Genomic DNA, 20,717 nt, shown 5'->3' with positions numbered 1-20,717 from the left:
TGTCTTGGTTGCGCTCCGTTAACGAAACGGGCCGGGATCGCCCGGCCTTGATCGCGCGCTTACCCCACCAATTTTTTCGTCATGGCCAGCAGCGCGCGGACGTCGTCCGGACGAGTATTGCCGGAAGCCTTATCAATAATCGAGCTGTAAATGTGCGGGATGATTTTGCTGACGCCCGCCTCCAGCGCGATTTGCAGAATGGCGGCATAGTTATCCAGGTCGATGCCGCCCGTCGGCTCCAGCCAGAAATCCTGCTCGGCGCAGGCTTTCGCCACCGCGCGAAACTCCTCGATAGCCTTTAGTCCGCCCATCGGGAAATATTTCACCGAGCTGCCGCCCATATCTTTCAGCAGCGCAATCGCGGTCGCTATCGGTACTATCCCCTCTGGCGCCTGCGAACTGAGCGGCCCGGTGGAAATTTTGACCATGCCTGGCCTGCCCGTCGGCGAAATCAGGCCGTTAACCACCGTCTGGCGCTGGCCCAACAGCGCGCGGCTGGCCGCCACGCCGGTAAACACCTGGTTCACGTGCTGTGGTTGCAGCTGGCCTGCAATAGCGCTGACCATCGCCGACTGGTTCGGATCGCCCGCCCCCAGCCCAACGGAGAGCGCATTGTCGATCAGCGCCGCGTAGTCACGCATATCGGCAACGGCGCTTGCCACGCTGTCATAGTTTTTCGACAGCACGCCAACCAGCACGTGGCCTTCAGCCGCCTGCCAGATCTCGCGGGCGTTCTCTTTCGATCCTGCCAGCACGTTCAGACAAACGCGATCGCGATAGAAATTTGGCATAAGCGTCATGCTGTTTTCCCTTCTGATAATAATGCTCTGACGGAAACGTAAATAGTATTCAGCTGCTCTGGCGAGACGCTGCGCACGTCGACCTCGACAATGCCTTCATTGGCTTTATAGCCGCGAAAATAGATCGCTATCTCGCCTGTTTTTAACCTCTGCACGACGTCGCCCGTGGTCAGACCGATCTTAAGCTCGTCGAAATGGATTTCTGCCCTGGCGATATCTCGTCCGGCGGCATCCCAAACCACGCGCGCGCTGATGCCGTCCAGCGCGTTCAGGTTGTCGATAAACGGCGTCATCTTCTCGACCATCTGTGCGCCGGACATTTTCGGCTGTTGCAGATAGTTTTCGATAGCCTGCGTCAGGCCAAGGATGCCTTCCTTGCCGACCTTCATTGCCCGGCCGATGCCCTGCGACTGGCGCTTCACCCACTCAACGTATTTTTTGCGCCCCATCACCAGCCCGCTCGTAGGGCCTTCGATAGCCTTCGCGCCGCTGTAGATCACCAGATCCGCGCCGCCCTGGTAGTAGCGCTGTAAATCTTCTTCCGCCGCCGCATCGACAATCAGCGGCAGATTATGCTGGCGCGCAACGGCGGCCGCCTGTTCGACGCTGAGGTGGCTTTTCTGCACGCAGTGATGCGATTTGATATAAAGAATGGCCGCCGTTTGCGGCGTCACGGCGGCGGAAAGCTGCGCGGCGGAGCATTCGTTGGCGTAGCCTGCTTCTACCAGACGCCCGCCGCCCAGCGCGACCATAGTGCCGACGGGCGCGCCGTAATTAACGTTATGGCCTTTCGGCACCACGATATGGTGAGGAACAATCAGCGGCGCGGCGTGTAGGTTTTCCAGCAGCCAGTCGTTATCTTTGACGATGACCGCCGCCACGGATTGCGCGATGCCCGCCGACGCGCAGGAAACCACCACCGCATCCTCACAGCCGAGCAGGCTGGCGATATAAGCGCCGGTTTTATCAACCAGATCGTTCATTTCAAAATAGTGGTTAAGGCCGTACTTTACCGTGTCCACCACGTCGGCGGCAGGGGTAGAGACGCCCAGAATGGTCATGCGGCCCGAGGCGTTAATGACCTGTTTTAAGCCATATTTCTCATAAATCGAAGACATGATGCTTTTTCCCTTCTTCGGTAACAAACCAGCGGCCAGCCACCACGGCGGCCAGCGGCACCAGTTGCTTGTCGCCCGTGGCCGACTGGCCTTCGGAATCGGTAAACACGCAGGACGCATCCTGCACGTCGAAAACAGTCAGATCGGCGTCATAGCCCACCTCCAGCCGTCCCTTCTGCGATAGCCGCAGGCCGTCAGCCGCGTTGGCGGTCACGCAGTCAATAATTTGCGGCAGGGTCATGCCTACGCTGAAGAATTTCGCCATCACGTGCGCCAGCGAATGCACCGGCCCGTTAAGGCGGTTGCGGCAGTAAATATCCGAGCTGATGGTTTGCGGCAGAATGCCCTGCGCGATAGCCACGCGCGCCACGTCGAAGCTGAAGCTGGCCGTGCCGTGCCCCACATCCAGCCGCACGCCGCGCTCCAGGGCACGATGAACGGAGGCGCGCAGCTGACCGGCAGGCGTCAGGATGCGGTTGGGCTTGCCGTTATAGCAGTGGGTGATGATGTCGCCGCTGTCCAACAGATCGGCTATTTCATCCAGATCGGGCGGGTTATTGCCAATATGTACCATCAGCGGCAACCCGCCGTTTTCCTGCTGGATCGCTTTGGCACGGATCAGCGGCTGCACGCCGTTTTTACCTACCACGCTGCTGCTTATGCGCGCCTTGATGCCAAGAATAAACCCTGGCAAACGCTGCACCGCCTCACGCACGCCGACGCGGTCGATTTGCGTCATATCCGCCAGCTCGTTTTGCGTTACGATGCCGGTGCGCGCGATATTCAGCAAGGCGTAAACCTGCGTGCGGGCGCTGCGGGTTAAACGACAGAACTCGTCAACATCGTCCGCGCCGGTGCTGCCCGCATCCACGACGGTCGTCACGCCGGTAGCGACGCCGATGCAGTCCGCTTCGTCGTGATAAATCGGCGAATTGGGATAGCAGTGCACGTGCGAATCGATCCATCCGGCGCTCAGGTAAAAAAGCCCGGCCAAATCGTACTCGCGCGTGGCCTGGCCGCTGACCTCGCCCAGCGCGGCAATTTTTCCGTTGTGTACGGCGATATCGGTCAGCCCGCCGTCCGCCAGGCGCGCCCGGCGCACAATAAAATCAAACATGGCAAACTCCTCCGTCTGCAAAAGCGGTCGCCAGCGCCGCTGAGCCCTGGCGATCGGGCTAGAGCGCCACCGGGAAAAATGCGCCCAGCAGCATTGCGCCCAGAATGGCGCCGCCGGTAATAGGCTTGTTCCAGAGATAAAACAGCAGCGCGCCGATGAGCGAACCCAGACCGATGGGAATTGAGGCGGCCATAGCCGAGAGAATAATTAGCGGCCCGAGGAAACGCCCGGACGCGTTGCCCGCGCCCATCATGACGTCGGCGCCATAGGTTGAATCGCTGTTATTGATGGTGAACCTGCGCGCCAGAATAATGAGGTAGCCGATCGCCAGGCCCAGGATCAGGCCGGTCAGCAGCGAGGCGGCAAAGTTGGCCACGGGGAAGATAAATCCGGCGCCCAACAGCAGCGCCGGCACGCCAAGGCCGACGCCCGTCTGGATGGCGCCGCCAATATCCAGAATGCCCACCAGCGACCCTTCGATAATACGGGCGAACAGAAAGCTCGCGCCAAAGGCCGCCACCGCGCCATAGACGCCGGTTTCCATACCCGCGCGCAGCATAGAGACAAAGGCGACCTCGTTAAACGCGCCCAGCCCATAGACGTAATACATATGCGTTCCGGCGAACACGCCGGCGGAAAGCAGGCCGACAAAGATCGGGAAAGACCAGTCGGCATACCAGAAACCGCTTTTTGCTTCCATTTTCCTCTCCTTATTTTCCGCTCAGCGCGTTATGGAACATCGACAGCCAGTCCGGCACGCCCAGCCGGAAAGATTCCAGCATTTTCATATCGAAGCCGCGGAAGAAGCCACTCAGGACAAACAGCAGCACGATGGCGAACATCATCACTTTGGTGACGCGATGCCAGCCGCTCTCCTCAACGCCCTTGCCGATCAAAATGCCCAGCACCAGTCCCGGCACCGCATTGCCCATAATCAGCTGCGCCAGGCCGCCGAAGATGGTGGCCCAGAAACCCGATTTTTTACCGGCATCGATTGCCGCCAGCCAGAAGATTACCGGCATCACGGTATTGACCAGCAGGTTAGCCGCAGGCACCAGCACCTTAACGGCGGTGATCTGGAGCGCCGCCGGCACGGCCGAAGCGGTAGAATTCAGAAAGGCGACCACCACCATGCCGATCAGGCCGCAGGCGATGGCCATTTTTTTCGGATCGTGCAGCGTTTCTGCCAGGTTGCGGTTTCGGATCATCAGCGCCGCCGCGCCCCAGTTTGGGATAATGCGGTGGTCGACGTCCTGGGTAAACGAGCCTGCGGCAACGGAAGAAGCCCAGGCGTTAAAGAAGAAACCCAGACCAAACGAGAAGTGAGAGGCGGGATCGCCTTCACAGGAGTTGAGTTCACCCAGCGTGCGAAAGGCGCCCATACCCTGAGTCGCCGGCGCATGAAACATACGCGCGGCGCCAGCGCCAACGCCTACTCCGACCAGGCCGCCGATAATAAGAGATTTAAAAAGGATAATTAAAAACATCACACTTTCCTTGCAGGCTTGCGCCAACGTTTTTAAGTTATGTTTGCCCGGCTAGCGCGTGAGGAAATCGATTTTGTCGACATCGATAGCATTCACGCTGACGGTAATTTCCAGTTCGATGCTGTAACTCCGCCGCTCCCTCGCCAGAAAGAAAAACAAAAAGCGTTCTTTCCTGACGCTTTCCCGCGCCTGCACCACCCTGACCTCCTGCGGCTCAATGCGCAGCAGCACCTTACCGGTCGTCTTTAGCAGCGTGCTCTGCACACGGCTCAGCGCATCGGCGAACGCTTTCTCTTTGCTGTCGCCTTTGCCGCTGACCTTTACCGCTGTGGTAAATTGCTCCTTCATCGGTCAGGCACCGTGCTTCTTGTTCCAGGCCTGCACCAGGCGTTCGCCCAGCTCTTCTTTGTCCATAAAGCCAAAGCCGAGCACGTTCGCGCCCTCGTTGATGGCGGTTACGCCCTCTTCTACAGAGCGCATGCCATATTTCGCTTTGTAGCCGTGTTTGGTTTGCGCGGTAATAGCGCCTGCGCCGCCGCTGCCGCAAAAAGAGATGCCGAAAGTGGCATTTTCCGCTTTCATGACGTCGCCCAGCTTCATGTCCGCCGCCACGCCCGGCACCACCACGGCCTTCCCGCCCGCTTTCTCGACGCCTGCCGCGACTTTCTGGCCTTTCCCTAAACGATCGCCAATAACAACAATGACTTGTGACATATTGCGTTCTCCGGTGAGTAAATTAGTTTTCTTTTGCCACTTCAAAATGAACAGAGAGCAGCCAGGCTTCCTCTTTTGGCAGATTGCCAAAAAGATCCACCACCTGCTGAGCCAGCGACATAGATTCAGGCGAGATATCCTCAAACAGGTCGGCCTCAACCTCCGGCAGCGACTCGCCGGTCAGCGAACGCAGCGCCATCGCCCGCACGTGCGAAGACAGCATTTGCTGCTGCACCGCATTGGGATAAATTTTTTCGGCGGCAAACAGCTGATTAATTTGTGTCATCACGCTGTCGGCCAGCGCCTGAATGGCCGTATCGCCGTTCTCTACCGCCACTGCTCCATTTTTCACGCAAAGCCCCTTATTTTCCGTTTTGGTTCGGCTGTAAACCGAATTTATTCGCGAGAGAAATAAAGTAGCGCCGGAGGTAGCGATTTTGTAGACCGCATTTTTCCGTTTCAAAGTGGAAATAAGCGCGAAGCCAGGGAAATCCTTCACAAAATGGTTATTTCACTTAACAGAAGAGCAAAAGTGGAAGGTAAATCACAGTACGACAGAAAAAATGTCTGCCTGATCGGCCGATAACGGCGATCGCAGCGGCTATCCTGATGGAAACCATAGGAATTGCTTATGGTAGTGGAGAACGAAATCATTATTTAAATAAAAAAAAGAAAGATTAGCTCTATTTAAGAAATAAAACAGACATAAAGTAAATTCCCAGATAGTGAGAAGCCCCTGCGCGCTGACACAGGGGCAAAATCAGAATTCACGCTTGACAATCAAATAACCGTTAAATTCTAAATTACACTCATAATCATTCGCAATGGTAGAGACAAGGAAAATATCCTCTTTTCCCTCCTTATCTTTAACAGTAAACTTAATTATGAGGTTAACAGGATTATCCTGTGAATATATTTCTTTGTTATCGCTTATCGATAAAAGGGTATCGGTTTTATAGGTTTTTTCGGCATAGTATTGTGATAACAAATCAGAGACAGGTTCGTTGAATAGCAATTCCGTGGTTACCCCATCGGGCGGTATGCTCTTAATGTCAATATGCATTTCCTCATGCATTTTATCCATCATTCTTATGGCAGTACCTGATATGGGCGACTTACAATTATTATCAAGCACCGGCGCGGCAAGCGTACAGGTGCTGCAAATAATTAAGGGGAGAAGAAAATATCTCATTCAACAATAATCTCCTTATCCTTTGAATCCCAAATTGCTTTACGGAACCTTGGATCCAGTATGATGCAGCCATTTGAGGCTTCGCCTGGATGCGTTTGACTTTCTCCATGAATTAGAAAACCACTCCGATTACACATATTGTTGCCTTTATCTGGCTCAAGGCGAAGCGTGAATCGACCCGCTTTTTTATGTGTGAATGGAACGCCTGTGATCCGGTATTTACCTCTGGGCAACGGGCCTCTATCGCGCAGACATTCATACTCAGGATTATCTTTATAGCCCGGAGCACCAGCATAAAGCGCGCTGAACTTGTATTCCCCGTTACGCTTAAAGGTCTTCATCATTACATTATACGTCCATGCCATTGTTACTCTCCTTGTTTACCTCACATGTTATAAAGCCTCTTAGCAAGATTACTTAACAGATATCGCTTAAGCGTTTCTATAGCGGCAGCAAAAAATTTAGGCCTCTTATAACCTCAATCAAAAAAGAATTGATTTTGCATAAACCTGGCGTATTATCGATTCAAGGTGGGATTTCTACGCATGCCACTTACGCATCATGAACCCTGGCAACCGACGGGGTTGTGAAGGCTATATGAGGAAGGTTATCTAATTTTTTCTATTTTACCGGCGATTTCATCGCCTCTATATTTATATAGCGGCGCTAGTGTAGGTTTTTATGGTTGGTATTCTTTGCCTGGCGGGATTTCTAAATTGATAGTTACGATAGCTATCACTTTTTGTGCATTTATTTACGGTTTCAGCATCAAAATTCATTAAAGCCCTCCAAAGCAAATATTAATCCATGCAGAAATCTCACTGTGGCGGAGATCTTTTCATTTTAAGGTTTTACAGGGCAGAACTCATCACCATCAGTAGCAGGCTGGGAAGTAAAGGGAGGCGCAGTCTGCGCCTCCCTTACATAAGCCACCAGAATTATTGTCCGGCGATTTTCATTTCCGGGATCAGCACGGAGCCGCACTGAATATTGCTGCGAGTTTCGATATCGCTGCCCACCGTGACCATATTGCGCCACATGTCCTTCAGGTTGCCTGCGATAGTGATTTCGCTTACCGGATACTGAATTTCGCCGTTTTCGACCCAGAAACCGGCCGCGCCGCGCGAGTAGTCGCCGGTGATGCCGCTAACGCCCTGGCCCATCAGTTCCGTCACTACCAGGCCGGTGCCCATTTTTTTCAGCAGCTGGTCGAAGCTGTCGCCCTGACCGTTGATGCGCCAGTTATGGATGCCGCCCGCATGGCCGGTGCTTTTCAGGCCCAGCTTGCGCGCCGAGTAGCTGGTCAGCAGCCAGGTTTGCAGCACGCCGTCTTTGATGATGTCGCGCTGTTCGGTACGCACGCCTTCGCTGTCGAACGGCGTAGAGGCCAGGCCCTTACGCAGGTGTGGCTGCTCCTGGATGGTCAGCCATTCCGGCAGGATCTGTTTGCCCATCGCATCCAGCAGGAAAGTGGATTTGCGGTAGACGCTGCCGCCGCTGATCGCGCCGACCAGATGGCCAAACAGGCCTGTCGCCACTTCCGCCGCAAAAATAACCGGCGCTTTCATGGTGGCGAGCTTGCGCGGCGAGAGGCGTGACAGCGTGCGGCGGGCGCACTCTTCGCCGACCCACTCCGGCGACTTCAGGTCTTCGATAGCGCGGCCGATGGTGTAGGCGTAATCGCGCTCCATATCGCCGTTAGCTTCGGCAATAACACTGGCTGAAATCGAATGGCGGCTGGATGAGTAGCCCTGGATCATGCCGTGGCTGTTGCCGAAGACCTTCATGCCGATATGGCTGTTGAAGCTGCCGCCTTCGGTATTGGTAATACGCTTGTCGGCTTTGAGCGCAGCCTGCTCGGCCCGCGCCGCCATCTCGATCGCTCTGTCAGGATCCAGATCGGTGGGATGGAAAAGATCCAGATCCGGCGCATCGAAAGCCAGCAGATCGCGATCCGCCACGCCCGCATAAGGATCGGCGGAGGTATAGCGGGCGATATCGACAGCCGCCTGCACGGTACGCGCAATGGCGTCCGGGCTGAGATCGGTCGAAGACGCGCTGCCTTTGCGATTCTGATGATAAACGGTAATGCCTAAAGCGCCGTCGCTGTTAAATTCAACGTTTTCTACTTCGCCGTAGCGGGTGCTGACGCCGATCCCCGTGGTTCTGGTGACGGCGACTTCCGCCCCATCGGTGCTGGCTTTGGCCAGCTCGAGTGCTGTTGCGACCGCCTCTTCGAGGGTTTTACGCTGTTCTGCAACTTGGGAGAGTAATTTCATCGACCTACCATATAATTAACAGAGGGCTTTTCTGGGTATACGCCACCAGATTTCCGGACTCTTCAGGGTTTCAGGTTTACCTGAGTCTAACAGACTCAGCGAACAATTTCGCAGTAGCCTGAGTTTCCTGATAGCATTAGCCTCTTTTTTAGGGAGCCTCCCATGACCAAACAGCCTGACGACTGGCTCGATGATGTACCAGATAACGAAGAAGAAGATGATGAAATTATCTGGGTCAGTAAAAGTGAAATTAAACGTGATGCCGAAGAGCTGAAGCGCCTGGGCGCCGAGCTGGTAGAACTGAGCGGTAACTCGCTGGATAAAATCCCGCTGGATGAAGATCTGCGCGCCGCCATCGAGCTGGCGCAGAAGATCAAGAAAGAGGGACGCCGCCGTCAGCTGCAGCTGATTGGCAAAATGCTGCGCTCGCGCGACGAAGATCCTATCCGGCAGGCGCTGGACAAGCTGAAAAACCGTCACAACCAGCAGGTTGCGCTGTTCCATAAGCTGGAGATGCTGCGCGATCGTCTGGTTGCCGAAGGCGATGACGCGATGGCGGACGTTTTACAGCTTTATCCGAACGCCGATCGTCAGCAGCTGCGCTCGATGATCCGCAACGCCCAGAAAGAAAAAGCGGCCAATAAGCCGCCGAAAGCTTCCCGCCAGATCTTCCAGTATCTGCGCGAGCTGGCCGAAGCCTCCTGAAAACGCTGCGGGTTTGCTTGCCCGCAGCGCCGACTGGCTGGCCCGTTACGCCAGCCGATCCAGCAGCTTCTGATGAATGCCGCCAAATCCCCCGTTGCTCATCACCAGGATGTAGTCGCCCGGCTGCGCCGTTTTAGCAATCATCTCTACCAGCGTATCCACGTCCGCGCTCCAGTGAGCGGGCTGTACGCACGCCTCTGCCACTTCGGCGACCTGCCACGGAATATGGTGCGGCTGCAGCAAAAACACTTCATCGGCCCGGCCCAGCGCAGGCGCTAAATCGTCTTTGCTGATGCCCATTTTCATGGTGTTGGAGCGTGGCTCCAGCACCGCCAGGATACGCGCTCTGCCGCCTACCTTGCTGCGCAGCGCGGTCATGGTCGCCAGAATGGCGGTAGGATGATGCGCAAAATCATCGTAAACCTTAATGCCATTGGCTTCGCCGCGCAGTTCCAGGCGACGGCGGGCGTTGATAAAGTCGTCCAGCGCCTTACCGGCATCTTCCGGCTTCACGCCTACGTGGCGTGCAGCGGCAATGGCCATCAGGCCGTTATGCATGTTGTGCTCGCCCACCAGCGACCAGTTCACTTCCGCCACGCGCTCGCCGTCCAGCCAGACTTCCCAATGCGAGGCGTCCGGCGTCAGCTTTTTCGCCTGCCAGCGGCCGTTTTCGCCGGTGCTTTCCTGCTCGCTCCAGCAGCCCATCGCTATCACCTGCTTCAGGTTGCTGTCCTGCTCCGGCACGATAATCCGTCCCTGACCCGGCACGATGCGCACCAGATGATGGAACTGCCGCTGGATCGCTTTTAAATCATCGAAAATATCCGCATGGTCAAACTCAAGGTTATTCAGGATCAGCGTGCGCGGGCAGTAATGCACGAACTTTGAGCGCTTATCGAAGAACGCGCAGTCATATTCATCCGCCTCAATCACGAAGAATGGGCTTTTTCCTAAAGTTGCGGAAACGTCGAAGTTACCCGGCACGCCGCCGATGACAAAGCCCGGCTCCAGCCCGCACGCCTGCAGGATCCACGCGGTCATGCCCGCCGTAGTGGTTTTTCCGTGCGTTCCGGCAACCGCAATCACCCAGCGGTCGCGCAGGACGAAATCGTGCAGCCATTGCGGGCCGGAGAGGTAAGGAATATTCCGTTCCAGCACCGCTTCCACACAGGCGTTGCCGCGCGTCATGGCGTTGCCGATGATCACTAAGTCGGGCGCGGGATCGAGCTGGGAAGCATCATATCCCTGAATTAAATCAATGCCTTGCTTTTCTAAAAGCGTGCTCATCGGCGGATAAACGTTGGCATCGGAACCGGTCACTTCATGACCCAGCGATCGGGCCAGCATTGCCAGACCGCCCATGAATGTGCCGCAGATACCGAGGATGTGAATACGCATAAAAGGTCCGTTTACTGAAAGGGTCGGTGCACAGTGTAGCGTCCTCATCGTGCGGAAGAAACGGAATTTGCCCTATGTTCTTTAGCCCTCATTCGGCTAAACTGCCTCGACATACGTTGGCAGTTTGTATCGCAGGCTGCTGTTCAACCGCAGATTCAGGGATTGTGTTATGAAAACGTTAGGCGAATTTATCGTCGAGAAGCAACACGACTTTCCTCACGCCACAGGTGAACTGACGGCGCTGATTTCAGCTATCAAGCTGGGCGCAAAAATCATTCACCGTGACATCAACAAAGCGGGGCTGGTCGATATTCTGGGCGCCAGCGGCGTGGAAAACGTGCAGGGCGAACAGCAGATGAAGCTCGATCTGTTTGCCAACGAAAAACTGAAGGCTGCGCTGAAAGCGCGCGGCATCGTAGCCGGTATCGCTTCTGAAGAAGAAGATGAAATCGTTATTTTTGAAGGCGTTGAAAACGGTAAATACGTGGTGTTGATGGATCCGCTGGACGGCTCTTCCAACATCGACGTCAACGTTTCCGTCGGCACAATTTTCTCTATCTACCGCCGCATCACGCCGCCAGGCACGCCGGTAACGGAAGAAGATTTCCTGCAGCCGGGCAGTCAGCAGGTTGCCGCGGGCTATGTCGTCTACGGTTCCTCTACCATGCTGGTTTACACCACCGGCTGTGGCGTGCACGCTTTCACCTACGATCCTTCGCTGGGCGTTTTCTGCCTCAGCGCGGAAAAAATGGCTTTCCCGGAAAAGGGCTACACCTATTCCATTAACGAAGGCAACTACATCCGTTTCCCGCAGGGCGTGAAGAAATACCTGAAGTTCTGCCAGGAAGAAGATCAGCTGACCCATCGCCCTTATACCTCGCGCTATATCGGCTCGCTGGTGGCGGATTTCCACCGCAACCTGCTGAAAGGCGGCATCTATCTCTATCCAAGCACCGCCAGCCACCCACAGGGCAAGCTGCGCCTGCTGTATGAGTGCAACCCGATGGCGTTTCTGGCCGAACAGGCCGGCGGCAAGGCCAGCGACGGCAAAAACCGCATTCTGGATCTGGTGCCGGAAACCCTGCATCAGCGCTCGCCGTTCTTTGTCGGCAACACCGATATGGTTGACGACACCGAGCGTTTCCTGCGCGAATATCCGGACGCTTAAGGCCGACGGCTATGCAGACAGGGCGATCTTCGGATCGCCCTGTTTTTTTTGCGTGCGCTTTGCCAGCACGTTAAATAATCGGCCAGCGTACTGGAGCATTCTGAAAGCCCAAAAAGGGGGCATACTTTCATATCCAGTTGGCTATAATGAGCGTCACTTGATTTAAGACGATTAAAGGAATTCACCATGAGTTTAAACCAGGTTCCAGCGGGTAAAGATCTGCCAGAAGATATCTACGTTGTTATTGAAATCCCGGCCAATGCCGATCCGATCAAATATGAAGTAGATAAAGACTCCGGCACGCTGTTTGTTGACCGTTTCATGTCTACCGCGATGTTCTATCCGTGCAACTACGGTTACATCAACCACACGCTGTCTCTGGACGGTGACCCGGTAGACGTGCTGGTGCCGACGCCATACCCACTGCAGCCAGGCTCAGTGATCCGCTGCCGTCCGGTTGGCGTGCTGAAAATGACCGACGAGTCTGGCGAAGACGCCAAGCTGGTTGCGGTTCCGCACACCAAGCTGACCAAAGAGTACGATCACATCAAAGATGTGAACGACCTGCCGGAACTGCTGCGTGCGCAGATCACCCACTTCTTCGAGCAGTATAAAGCGCTGGAGAAAGGCAAATGGGTGAAAGTGGAAGGCTGGGACAACGCTGAAGCGGCGAAAGCTGAAATCATCTCCTCTTTCGAGCGCGCGAAGAAGTAAACCGCCGCCCGGACAGTAGATAAAAAAACACCGCTCAGTGAGCGGTGTTTTTATTTATGTCACGCGTGTCAGGCAGGATCCTGGTTATCCCGCAGCAGCCAGTCTCCGCTGGCTATCCGCTGCTTGCCCTCTACCGAACGCTGATAAACGTACAGCCATGCGCTGCCGTAAGGCGTCGGCATCAGCTCGCGCTTATACTCTCCGCCTTTGGTTCTGAGCGCGTCCAGCTCGCCCAGCGTGGAGGCGTCCACCCGGTAGACCTCGCAGTAAACCTGCCCGCTACCCGCGACGACGCCGGGGTAGAGACCCAGATTATATAGCTCGTAGCCGTCGATCTGATGATCGCCCAGCCACTGCCCGTTGGTCATCCAGTGACTGTTGCCTTGCTTGCGTCTCAGGCTGCCGTAGACAATTATTCGCATTGCTAGAACTCAAACTGATAGAGCACATCAAGCGCCTGGTCTACACCAGACACCGCTTCCAAATAAAGTTTGGGCATCAGGCGATAACGTAAGGTTAAGGTCGCCAGTGAATCAAATATGCCAACACCATATTTTACCTGTAGACCCGGCAGCACGTAACCGCTGACCTGAACCTGCTGGCTGTCGCCGACGCCCGCCGTGTCCAGCGCGAGATTACTTACGCCGAAAGTCTCCCCGATTTTACCCACAACCTGCCCACTTTGTGCAAGCCCTAATCCCACCAGCGCCGAGGTTAATGCGCTGCTGTCGCTGCCGGTCGCGTCCAGACCCTGTCCACGCAGCAGATAAGAGAGCGCTTCCTGCTGCGACATAGCCGGATCGGAGAAGACTTCCGCCTTCGGCTCGTCGGCCAGACCGGTAACGCGCACGCCTGCTGTGACGTCATTTTCCGTGGCTTCCGGGTTGCGGATAGCCTCGATGTTGAGGTAAGGCTGGTTGGCCGGGCCAGAGAATTGCAGCTCGCCTTTACGCACGATCAGATCCTGACCGTAGGCATGGAAACGCCCGGAAGGAATGTTGATCTGGCCGTTCAGCCCCAGCCCGCGTTTATCCTGCGCCAGCTTCAGATCGCCGTTCAGCTTCGCTTTCAGCCCAAAGGCGCTCAGACGCACGTCGTTACCGACGTGAATAACCAGGTTGCTGTTGATCGGAATCGAGGTGCTTTTCGGCGCAATCGGCTTGAGGTTTTCATCCAGCAGCACTTCATCCGACGAGACGCCAACGGCGCTTTCCGGCACTTCCTGGACGGTCACGCGCGCCCAGGGAATATCGACGCGGCCGTTCAGGTTAAACGCCTGCGGCGTGGCTTCAAACTCCAGATCCGGCGAAACGTCCATGCGGATCATCGGCGGCACCGTCACGCGGATTTTGCTGCCCTTCGCCGCAATACGCGCCCGCCAGGCGTCCAGCTGCGCCCAGTCCGCGTCGCCGCTGAGCGCCAGCTGCCCCTGAGACGTCTCGATCAGACCCTGTAGGGTAGAACTCATGCCGTTAAAGACCATGTTCAGATTGGCTGAGGTCAGATCGACCGGCATAAAGCTGCCCTGAACATCGACGTTTTTCAGCCCCAGTTGACCAAAGACCTGCGGTTTTTGCAGGCTGCCGCCCAGGCGCAGCGCGCTGTTAAGCACGCCGGCCACTTTTTCGCCCTGCATCAGCGCCGGATTGAGCAGCGTCAGATCGATGTTTTTAATATTAACGTTGCCGGAAAGCCCGCGTTTGTTCTGCGGATCGGCGATCTGCACGTTGCCATCCAGCTGGCCGTTTTTAGCGATGCGGATCAGCCAGTCGAGCTGGGCGCGACCGTTACGCAGCGCCGCGTTCAGGTTCAGCGTATCAAAGGCTACGGGCAGCGTATTGCCGTCCACATCCTGCGCGACCTTCACGCCGTTGCCTTTCAGCGAGACGCGGCCCTGCGGCAAACCGCCGTCTGCTGTCCAGCTGACGTCGGCATCGCCGCTGAAGACACCGCTGAGTTTGGTTTCATCCGTCAGGAAAGGTTTCACCATCGCCAGATCGAAACGGTTGAGCGTCACCTTCGCATGGCCGGACGGGCCGGCTTCGATGGTTTGCGGCACGCACAGTTCAGCGTTGGGGTTTTGCCAGCAGTGCGGGCCAACCGAGACCGTCTGGCTACTGTTGAGATAGTCCAGCGCAATGGCGCGCGTTAAGCGCCATTCCCCTACCGGGGTGTCGAAGCGGGTATTGTTCAGCGTGCCGCGCCAGCGCTGCTGGCTGCGATCGAAGCTGCCGTTCAGCTGGAGCTGGCCGGAAACCGGATCGCCATTGACCGTCAGCTTCAGCTGGTGCGCTTTTTCATCGCCGCTGGCGTCCAGATCCAGCCGGTTAACCGTCAGCGTGTCCTGCTTCAGCCGATCCACGCGCAGCGCCAGCTTGCCCTGGATCTGCTCGCCTGATTTCACGTCGCCCTGTAGCGCGACGCGGGCGATGCTCATCGCCTGCCAGCGGAGGCCGGTAGCGGTTAAATCAGCCAGCAGCTGCGGCGTTTTCAAATCGCCGCGCGCTTTGATGGTGCCCTTCGCCACGCCGCCCAGGCCAGGCAGCGCGTTATCCAGATGCTCAGCGTCAATATTGGCGTCCAGCGACAGCTTGTCGCCGAGCGAGCCTTTAACATCGACATTATTACGGCCCAACACCAGTTTGATGCCGGGAATATCCCACTGGTTGTAGCTGTTGCCGTAAAGCGAGCCGTCAGCGCTAACCGCATTCTGTTTCACGTTGCCGCGCAGCTTCAGTTCAGGTACGCGCATTTGCCAGCTGCCGCCGTACAGGCTGCCGCGCGTGGTGATTTTACCTTCCAGCTTCGCTGGCCAGTCGGGATACTGCCGGGCGGTGTTGATGCCGTTAAGCTGAAGCTCGCTGCGCCAGCTGATCGCCTTGCTCCAGTCCACCAGCGCCGTCAGGTCGGTGGTGCCCTCCAGCGCGGCCAGCCGCAGCTTATCCAGCGAGAACTGCTCCGCGTTACCCTTGCCGTCCAGCGTAAGCGTGGCGGGCGGAATGGCCTGGCCGCGCAGCGCGGCTTTCAGCGACATAACATAGTCCGTCGCTTTGCCTTTTATGCTGAAGTTCAGGTTATCGGCCTGATACTGCGTTTCGCCGGTCAGCGGCCAGCGCAGCTGCGCGCTTTGCATCGTCATCGCCAGCGGCAGGCCCGCTTCGGCCAGCTTCGTTTGCGCGTTCAGCTGCATCCGCACGGGGCCGGAAAGGTTCAGTGCCAGATCCAGCTGCTCACGCAGGCCGCCGCCGACGGTCATTTTGATCTTCTCGCCTTTGATCGGATCGACGTTAAGCGAGCTGGTGAGGTTGAAATTCACCGGCCAGGCATCCGCCAGCTGTGCCTGACCGCTGGCGTTGAGCTGACCCTGCGGCGAATCCACATCCAGCGTTTCCAGACGCAGCAGGCGATCCTGCGTTTGCGCCTTCACCAGCAGACGCGTGATGGCGATATCGGTATCGCCGGTAATGCGCAGCTGCTCGCCGAGGATCTGCTGTACGTTTACATCCAGCGGCATTTTGAAATCAGGCAGATCCGGCAGCAGCGGTTTGGCGAACATCGCCTTCAGCGTTTCGCCCAGCGGCGGCTCGTTAGCCTGCGGCTGCTGCACTTTTGGCTGCACCACCTGCTCGTCGGCCACTTTGGCCGCCTTCGGCAGCGCAATCAGCAGGCCCTGAATATGGGTCGGCGTTAAGGTCAGCGCGCGCTGCTGCCAGCTGAGGCCAGAGGTAAAGTCCGCCAGCGAGATCGCCGTGTCGTCTACTTTTACCGTGACGTTATGCAGCGCCAGCTGGCGCAGCGTAATCGGGTACGGCGTGCTGAGATCGCCGGAAGAGGCTTCATCCTCTTTCGCTTCCGGCGCGGGCGGCCCCAGCTTTTTGCTGTCCACCACCACGCTGACGTCGCGCAGTGCAAGGTCATTGACGCAGAACGCGCTGTTTTTCAGGCAGCCCAGCTGCAGGGCCAGATGAAACTCGCCGGCATTAACCGTCACGCCAGGCATCTCATACTGCACGCCTTTTAACGTCAGGTTACGCCAGCCGCCGCTGACCTGTTTGATGTCCAGCCCCGGCACCCAGCGCGCCGCGCCGTTCAGCACCAGATGTAATCCGGTGGTGGTGCCAATTAAAAATGCCACGCTGCCGAGCAGCACAACCAGGAAAATCAGGATGCCAATAAGGACCTTTTTCCAGCGACTCATAATTCAGGCCCCAATCCGATATAAAACTGTATGTCCCGATCTTCGCTGTCGCCGACCGGACGGGCGATATCCAGCTTGATCGGCCCAACCGGCGACTGCCAGCGCACGCCGAAACCGGCGCCGGTTTTGACATTGCTCTGCTTGATGTCGTTGACCGCTTCGCCGGAATCCACAAACACCGCGCCCCACCATTTACCGGTTACGTTGTACTGATATTCCACCGATCCGGTCGCCAGCTTCGAGGCGCCGGTCAGCTTGCCATCGTCGTCGCGCGGCGAAATGCCTTTGTACTTGTAGCCGCGAATGCTGCGGTCGCCACCGGCGAAAAAGCGCAAATCAGGCGGCACGCGTTCAAAATCGTTGGTTTCAATCCAGCCGAGATTGCCGCGCAGCACGAAGCGATGTTTATCCGCCAGCGTGCGGATCCAGACGTTTTGCGCCTGCACCACGGCGAAATCGATATCCGAGGCCCAGGTCGTATCGGAGACATCCAGCGAGTAGCGCTGCGAGTCGCCCCACACGGGCATCAGGCCGCCGCGCGAACGGGTGCGGTTAACGCTGACGCCGGGATAGATCAGCATGGTGGTGTTGGTGACGTTACCCTGGGTAAAGTGATCCAGGCTCCAGTGCAGATTAATGGCGCGCTGCCAGCCCGTAGAGGATTCCCAGTAGCGGGACGCGGCCAGCGTGGTGGAGTCGGATTTGGTGTCGTTCAGGTCGGTTCTTTTCAGGCCGCCCTGCAGCAGGTAATACTGCTCGACCGGGTTTTTCAGCAGCGGGATTTTATAGCTGAAGTCGAGCTGCTGCTCCGGCGCAGAGATATTGGCGCTGGTGGTAAAGCTGTGGCCGTAGGAGTTTACCCAGGGCCTTTTCCAGGTCGCTTTAACGCGCGGGCCGACGTCGGTGGAATAGCCCACGCCCGTTTCGATGGTGTTTTCCGTACGCGGACTGACCACGCCGTGCAGCGGTAATATTTTATTTTTGCGGGATTGATCGAACTGCGGCGCGACCACCACGGAATTAAACCAGCCGGTAGAGGAAAGGCGGCGGTTCAGCTCGGCCAAATCGCGCGAGCTGTAGTAGTCGCCCTTTTTAAACGGCACCAGGTTTTGCAGGTATTCCTCGCGGATCTGCGACCCTTCAAAGGTGACGTCGCCAAAGCGGTAGCGCTGACCGCTGTCGTAATCGATATCCCAGAAAGCTTCGTGCCGCTCGACGGAAACGCCCAGCTGGCTTTTGCGGTAGTCGCCGTCAAAATAGCCTTTGCGCAGCGCCAGATTGCTGAGCGAGCTTTTAAAGCTGTCGTAGTCGCTGTGGTTAAGCACGCCGCCGATTTTGGCTTTGCCGGTGCGTACCAGCGTCTGGTAATCCTCGTCGGTGCGCGCGCCACCGCGAATAATCACCGTTTCGCCCGCCAGCTTCACCGGCGGGCCGGGCGTGACTTTCGTCAGCAGCACCGGACGTCTGCCGCCCGCAGGCGGCGGCTGCAGTTCAAATTCAATTTCCGGCTCGTAGTAGCCCAGCGCCTTAAGTCCTTCCTTAACCGCTTCGCTGACGCGCGCGCGGAAACGCCCATCGGAGGTCACTTCCTCGCTTGCGATGGTCGACAATCTTGCGCGCACGTTTTTTTGTAATTCCCCAGACAGGCCAGTAACCTGCAAACGCACCGTAGCCGCCTGAGCGGCAGGCACGGCTGCGATCAGACCTAACATGCAATAGACATGGATTCGTGGCACGCTAACTCCTGAATTTATTGCCGGCCCGGATTCCAGATGGGCGCAACTGCTGAATCTTGAAAATAGCCCGCTTAAGCATGGCAACTTTTTACGGGTTCAGAGGCTCTTTTTCACTGAAAGGCCGAAATTTGCGTTATTGTGTGCAAAGAATCGCCAGGTTACAACCATGGATCGTGAGGGAATGTTACGCTATATCAGCCTGCAATGCAGACTCGGATAAATCTCACCGCCGGTTCGCCTGCAGCGCCGTAATTGTAAGCAATCCTCACCACAGCTATAATCTCTGGCAGAGGCCGCGCTGCGGCCAGTTAACGTCTTTCTGCCCAAGCCAAATGGCGCAGACATTTTTGGCACGGATAGCCCGGTGCCGCTCACAGGTACAGAAGGTCAGCTGCTCCTCATCTGCTGCCCAGGCCAAAAATGACAGGTAATCAACTTAAGGCCTGCTTTAGCGCATTTTCCTCTGAAAGCGCCTGAAGCGGCCATTTAATGGATGTTTTATGTTAGACAGCTTGCTTGTCATCTTAATGCTGATCGCCATCAGCTCATTTTTTTCACTTTCGGAAATCTCTCTGGCCGCCTCGCGCAAAATCAAGCTGAAGCTGCTGGCGGACGACGGCAACATCAACGCCCAGCGCGTGCTGAAGATGCAGGAAACGCCGGGGATGTTTTTTACCGTGGTGCAGATAGGCCTGAACGCCGTGGCTATTCTGGGCGGTATCGTGGGCGATTCCGCGTTTTCGCCCGTGTTCCGCTCGCTTTTCGATCGCATCACCGGCCCGGTACTGGCGGAGCAGCTGAGCTTTATCGCCTCTTTTACCGTGGTGACCAGCCTGTTTATCCTGTTCGCCGATCTTTTCCCAAAACGTCTGGGGATGATCGCGCCGGAAACCGTCGCGCTGAAAATCATCAATCCAATGCGGATGTGCCTGTTTATCTTTCGGCCGCTGGTGTGGTTCTTTAACGGCGGCGCCAATATTATTTTCCGCCTGTTTAAAATCCCGCTGGTGCGCAAGGACGATATCACCTCAGACGATATCTACGCGGTGGTAGAAGCGGGCGCGCTCGCTGGCGTACTGCGCAAGCAGGAGCACGAGCTGATTGAAAACGTGTTTGAGCTGGAGTCGCGCACCGTGCCCTCCTCCATGACCTCGCGCGAGAACGTGGTGTGGTTCAATCTGCATGAGGATGAGTCGAGCCTGAAGGAGAAGATTGCCAATCATCCGCACTCCAAGTTTCTGGTCTGTAATGACGATATCGACCATATCGTCGGCTATGTCGATTCCAAAGAGCTGCTGCTGCGCGTGCTGGGCAACCAGAGCATGGCGCTTAACAGCGGCGTGCAGATCCGTTCGGCGTTGATCGTGCCGGATACGCTGACGCTCTCCGAAGCGCTGGAAAGCTTTAAAACCGCAGGGGAAGATTTTGCGGTGATCATGAACGAATATGCGCTGGTAGTGGGGATCATTACCCTGAACGATGTGATGACCACGCTGATGGGCGATCTGGTTGGCCAGGGAATGGAAGAGCAGATCGTGGCGCGCGACGAGAATTCCTGGCTGGTGGAAGGCGGCACGCCAATCGACGACGTGATGCGCGTACTGGATATCGACGAGTTCCCGCAGTCCGGCAACTACGAGACTATCGGCGGCTTTATGATGTATATGCTGAGAAAAATCCCTAAACGCACCGACTTCGTGAAGTTTCACGGCTATAAGTTCGAGGTAGTGGATATCGACAGCTACCGTATCGATCAGCTTCTGGTGACGAGGATTGATGAAACCCGACAGGGTGCCGCCGTGCTGAACAAAATGGTCGAAGAATAAAAACAGAAAAGGCGCGAATTTCGCGCCTTCTTTCTTTTGAACCGGCCTGCCGGTTGCTAGTTGAACTCGGTCTGCAAACGCAGCACCTGACGGTTCACTTCTGACATCACGCTATAGTGCTGCTTATCTTTAATGCGTGGGATCAGGATCTTACCTTTATCGAACTCAAATGCGCCTACATCTTTGATGTAGATCCGGCCACGGAACAGTGTTTTGACATATTTGGCCACCTGCAGCGGATTATAGCGCTGGAAAATCTTCATGT

General features: G+C 56.4%; 20 protein-coding genes. 4 read left to right on the top strand and 16 right to left on the bottom strand.

Annotated features, from left to right (window positions below; translation table 11 throughout):
* Positions 1 to 59: 59 nt before the first annotated feature.
* The 11 genes from dagF to pmbA all read right to left on the bottom strand — a co-directional run bounded on the left by dagF (position 60) and on the right by pmbA (position 8,707).
* A complete protein-coding gene (gene dagF, locus ACMGEE_RS18500; protein ID WP_436830455.1) occupies positions 60 to 800 on the bottom strand; it encodes a 2-dehydro-3-deoxy-phosphogluconate aldolase in 741 nt (246 codons plus the stop codon).
* Complete coding sequence (locus ACMGEE_RS18495; protein ID WP_370734780.1) at positions 797 to 1,918, bottom strand: DgaE family pyridoxal phosphate-dependent ammonia lyase; 1,122 nt, start codon at positions 1,916 to 1,918, stop codon at positions 797 to 799. Before ACMGEE_RS18495 ends, dagF begins: the two co-directional genes overlap by 4 nt.
* Positions 1,902 to 3,035 (bottom strand): amidohydrolase/deacetylase family metallohydrolase, encoded by a 1,134-nt coding sequence (locus ACMGEE_RS18490; protein ID WP_436830454.1) that lies wholly within the window; start codon positions 3,033 to 3,035, stop codon positions 1,902 to 1,904. Before ACMGEE_RS18490 ends, ACMGEE_RS18495 begins: the two co-directional genes overlap by 17 nt.
* A 58-nt stretch (positions 3,036 to 3,093) precedes the next feature.
* Positions 3,094 to 3,735: a DUF4310 family protein gene (locus ACMGEE_RS18485; RefSeq protein WP_125290346.1), complete on the bottom strand. Its 642-nt coding sequence runs from the start codon at positions 3,733 to 3,735 to the stop codon at positions 3,094 to 3,096.
* Between the two features lie 10 nt (positions 3,736 to 3,745).
* Positions 3,746 to 4,522, bottom strand: coding sequence for a DUF4311 domain-containing protein (locus ACMGEE_RS18480; protein ID WP_253455811.1), 777 nt, complete (start codon positions 4,520 to 4,522; stop codon positions 3,746 to 3,748).
* A gap of 51 nt (positions 4,523 to 4,573) precedes the next feature.
* On the bottom strand, positions 4,574 to 4,870 hold the full coding sequence (locus ACMGEE_RS18475; protein WP_436830453.1) for a DUF4312 family protein: 297 nt from the start codon (positions 4,868 to 4,870) through the stop codon (positions 4,574 to 4,576).
* A gap of 3 nt (positions 4,871 to 4,873) precedes the next feature.
* Positions 4,874 to 5,236 (bottom strand): glycine-rich SFCGS family protein, encoded by a 363-nt coding sequence (locus tag ACMGEE_RS18470; protein ID WP_253455817.1) that lies wholly within the window; start codon positions 5,234 to 5,236, stop codon positions 4,874 to 4,876.
* 22 nt (positions 5,237 to 5,258) lie between these two features.
* Entirely contained in the window at positions 5,259 to 5,588 is a 330-nt protein-coding gene (locus ACMGEE_RS18465; protein WP_301252916.1) for a glycine dehydrogenase, read from the bottom strand.
* 408 nt (positions 5,589 to 5,996) lie between these two features.
* The gene (locus ACMGEE_RS18460) at positions 5,997 to 6,428 is read right to left on the bottom strand and encodes a hypothetical protein (protein ID WP_436830452.1); all 432 of its coding nucleotides are present in this window, start codon (positions 6,426 to 6,428) and stop codon (positions 5,997 to 5,999) included.
* Complete coding sequence (locus tag ACMGEE_RS18455; protein WP_125290340.1) at positions 6,425 to 6,793, bottom strand: tlde1 domain-containing protein; 369 nt, start codon at positions 6,791 to 6,793, stop codon at positions 6,425 to 6,427. Before ACMGEE_RS18455 ends, ACMGEE_RS18460 begins: the two co-directional genes overlap by 4 nt.
* Positions 6,794 to 7,366: 573 nt before the next feature.
* Positions 7,367 to 8,707: a metalloprotease PmbA gene (gene pmbA / locus ACMGEE_RS18450; protein WP_125290339.1), complete on the bottom strand. Its 1,341-nt coding sequence runs from the start codon at positions 8,705 to 8,707 to the stop codon at positions 7,367 to 7,369.
* 162 nt (positions 8,708 to 8,869) lie between these two features.
* Here pmbA and yjgA point away from each other — a divergent pair, with 162 nt between their 5' ends.
* Entirely contained in the window at positions 8,870 to 9,412 is a 543-nt protein-coding gene (gene yjgA / locus ACMGEE_RS18445; RefSeq protein ID WP_253455830.1) for a ribosome biogenesis factor YjgA, read from the top strand.
* A 45-nt stretch (positions 9,413 to 9,457) separates the two neighbouring features.
* Here yjgA and mpl read toward each other — a convergent pair whose 3' ends face one another.
* On the bottom strand, positions 9,458 to 10,810 hold the full coding sequence (gene mpl / locus ACMGEE_RS18440; RefSeq protein WP_125290337.1) for a UDP-N-acetylmuramate:L-alanyl-gamma-D-glutamyl-meso-diaminopimelate ligase: 1,353 nt from the start codon (positions 10,808 to 10,810) through the stop codon (positions 9,458 to 9,460).
* A gap of 169 nt (positions 10,811 to 10,979) precedes the next feature.
* On the opposite strand from mpl, the gene fbp reads away from it, so the two are divergent.
* Together fbp and ppa are read left to right on the top strand one after the other, a co-directional pair.
* Positions 10,980 to 11,978: a class 1 fructose-bisphosphatase gene (gene fbp, locus ACMGEE_RS18435; RefSeq protein WP_253455834.1), complete on the top strand. Its 999-nt coding sequence runs from the start codon at positions 10,980 to 10,982 to the stop codon at positions 11,976 to 11,978.
* Positions 11,979 to 12,164: 186 nt separating this feature from the next.
* Positions 12,165 to 12,692, top strand: a complete 528-nt coding sequence (ppa, locus tag ACMGEE_RS18430) for an inorganic diphosphatase (RefSeq protein WP_125290335.1) — start codon at positions 12,165 to 12,167, stop codon at positions 12,690 to 12,692.
* 68 nt (positions 12,693 to 12,760) lie between these two features.
* On the opposite strand, the gene ACMGEE_RS18425 is transcribed toward ppa, so the two are convergent.
* The 3 genes from ACMGEE_RS18425 to tamA are packed head-to-tail and all read right to left on the bottom strand — an operon-like array spanning position 12,761 to position 18,602.
* Positions 12,761 to 13,114, bottom strand: a complete 354-nt coding sequence (locus tag ACMGEE_RS18425) for a gamma-glutamylcyclotransferase family protein (protein WP_125290334.1) — start codon at positions 13,112 to 13,114, stop codon at positions 12,761 to 12,763.
* Between the two features lie 2 nt (positions 13,115 to 13,116).
* Positions 13,117 to 16,890, bottom strand: a complete 3,774-nt coding sequence (gene tamB / locus ACMGEE_RS18420) for an autotransporter assembly complex protein TamB (RefSeq protein WP_301252910.1) — start codon at positions 16,888 to 16,890, stop codon at positions 13,117 to 13,119.
* Positions 16,887 to 18,602, bottom strand: coding sequence for an autotransporter assembly complex protein TamA (gene tamA / locus ACMGEE_RS18415; RefSeq protein ID WP_370734835.1), 1,716 nt, complete (start codon positions 18,600 to 18,602; stop codon positions 16,887 to 16,889). Before tamA ends, tamB begins: the two co-directional genes overlap by 4 nt.
* 524 nt (positions 18,603 to 19,126) lie before the next feature.
* Here tamA and paeA point away from each other — a divergent pair.
* The gene (gene paeA, locus ACMGEE_RS18410; RefSeq protein ID WP_253455841.1) at positions 19,127 to 20,452 is read left to right on the top strand and encodes a polyamine export protein PaeA; all 1,326 of its coding nucleotides are present in this window, start codon (positions 19,127 to 19,129) and stop codon (positions 20,450 to 20,452) included.
* Between the two features lie 56 nt (positions 20,453 to 20,508).
* Here the strand turns inward: paeA and ACMGEE_RS18405 are convergent, their stop codons facing one another.
* The gene (locus ACMGEE_RS18405; RefSeq protein WP_246760837.1) at positions 20,509 to 20,715 is read right to left on the bottom strand and encodes a DUF1107 domain-containing protein; all 207 of its coding nucleotides are present in this window, start codon (positions 20,713 to 20,715) and stop codon (positions 20,509 to 20,511) included.
* Positions 20,716 to 20,717 lie beyond the last annotated feature (2 nt).

Source organism: Erwinia artemisiae, assembly GCF_051400835.1.
In the GTDB taxonomy this organism is placed as follows: domain Bacteria; phylum Pseudomonadota; class Gammaproteobacteria; order Enterobacterales; family Enterobacteriaceae; genus Erwinia; species Erwinia aeris.
The sequence above is the reverse complement of the archived record's forward strand: the minus strand, read 5'-3'. Positions and strand labels throughout refer to the sequence as shown.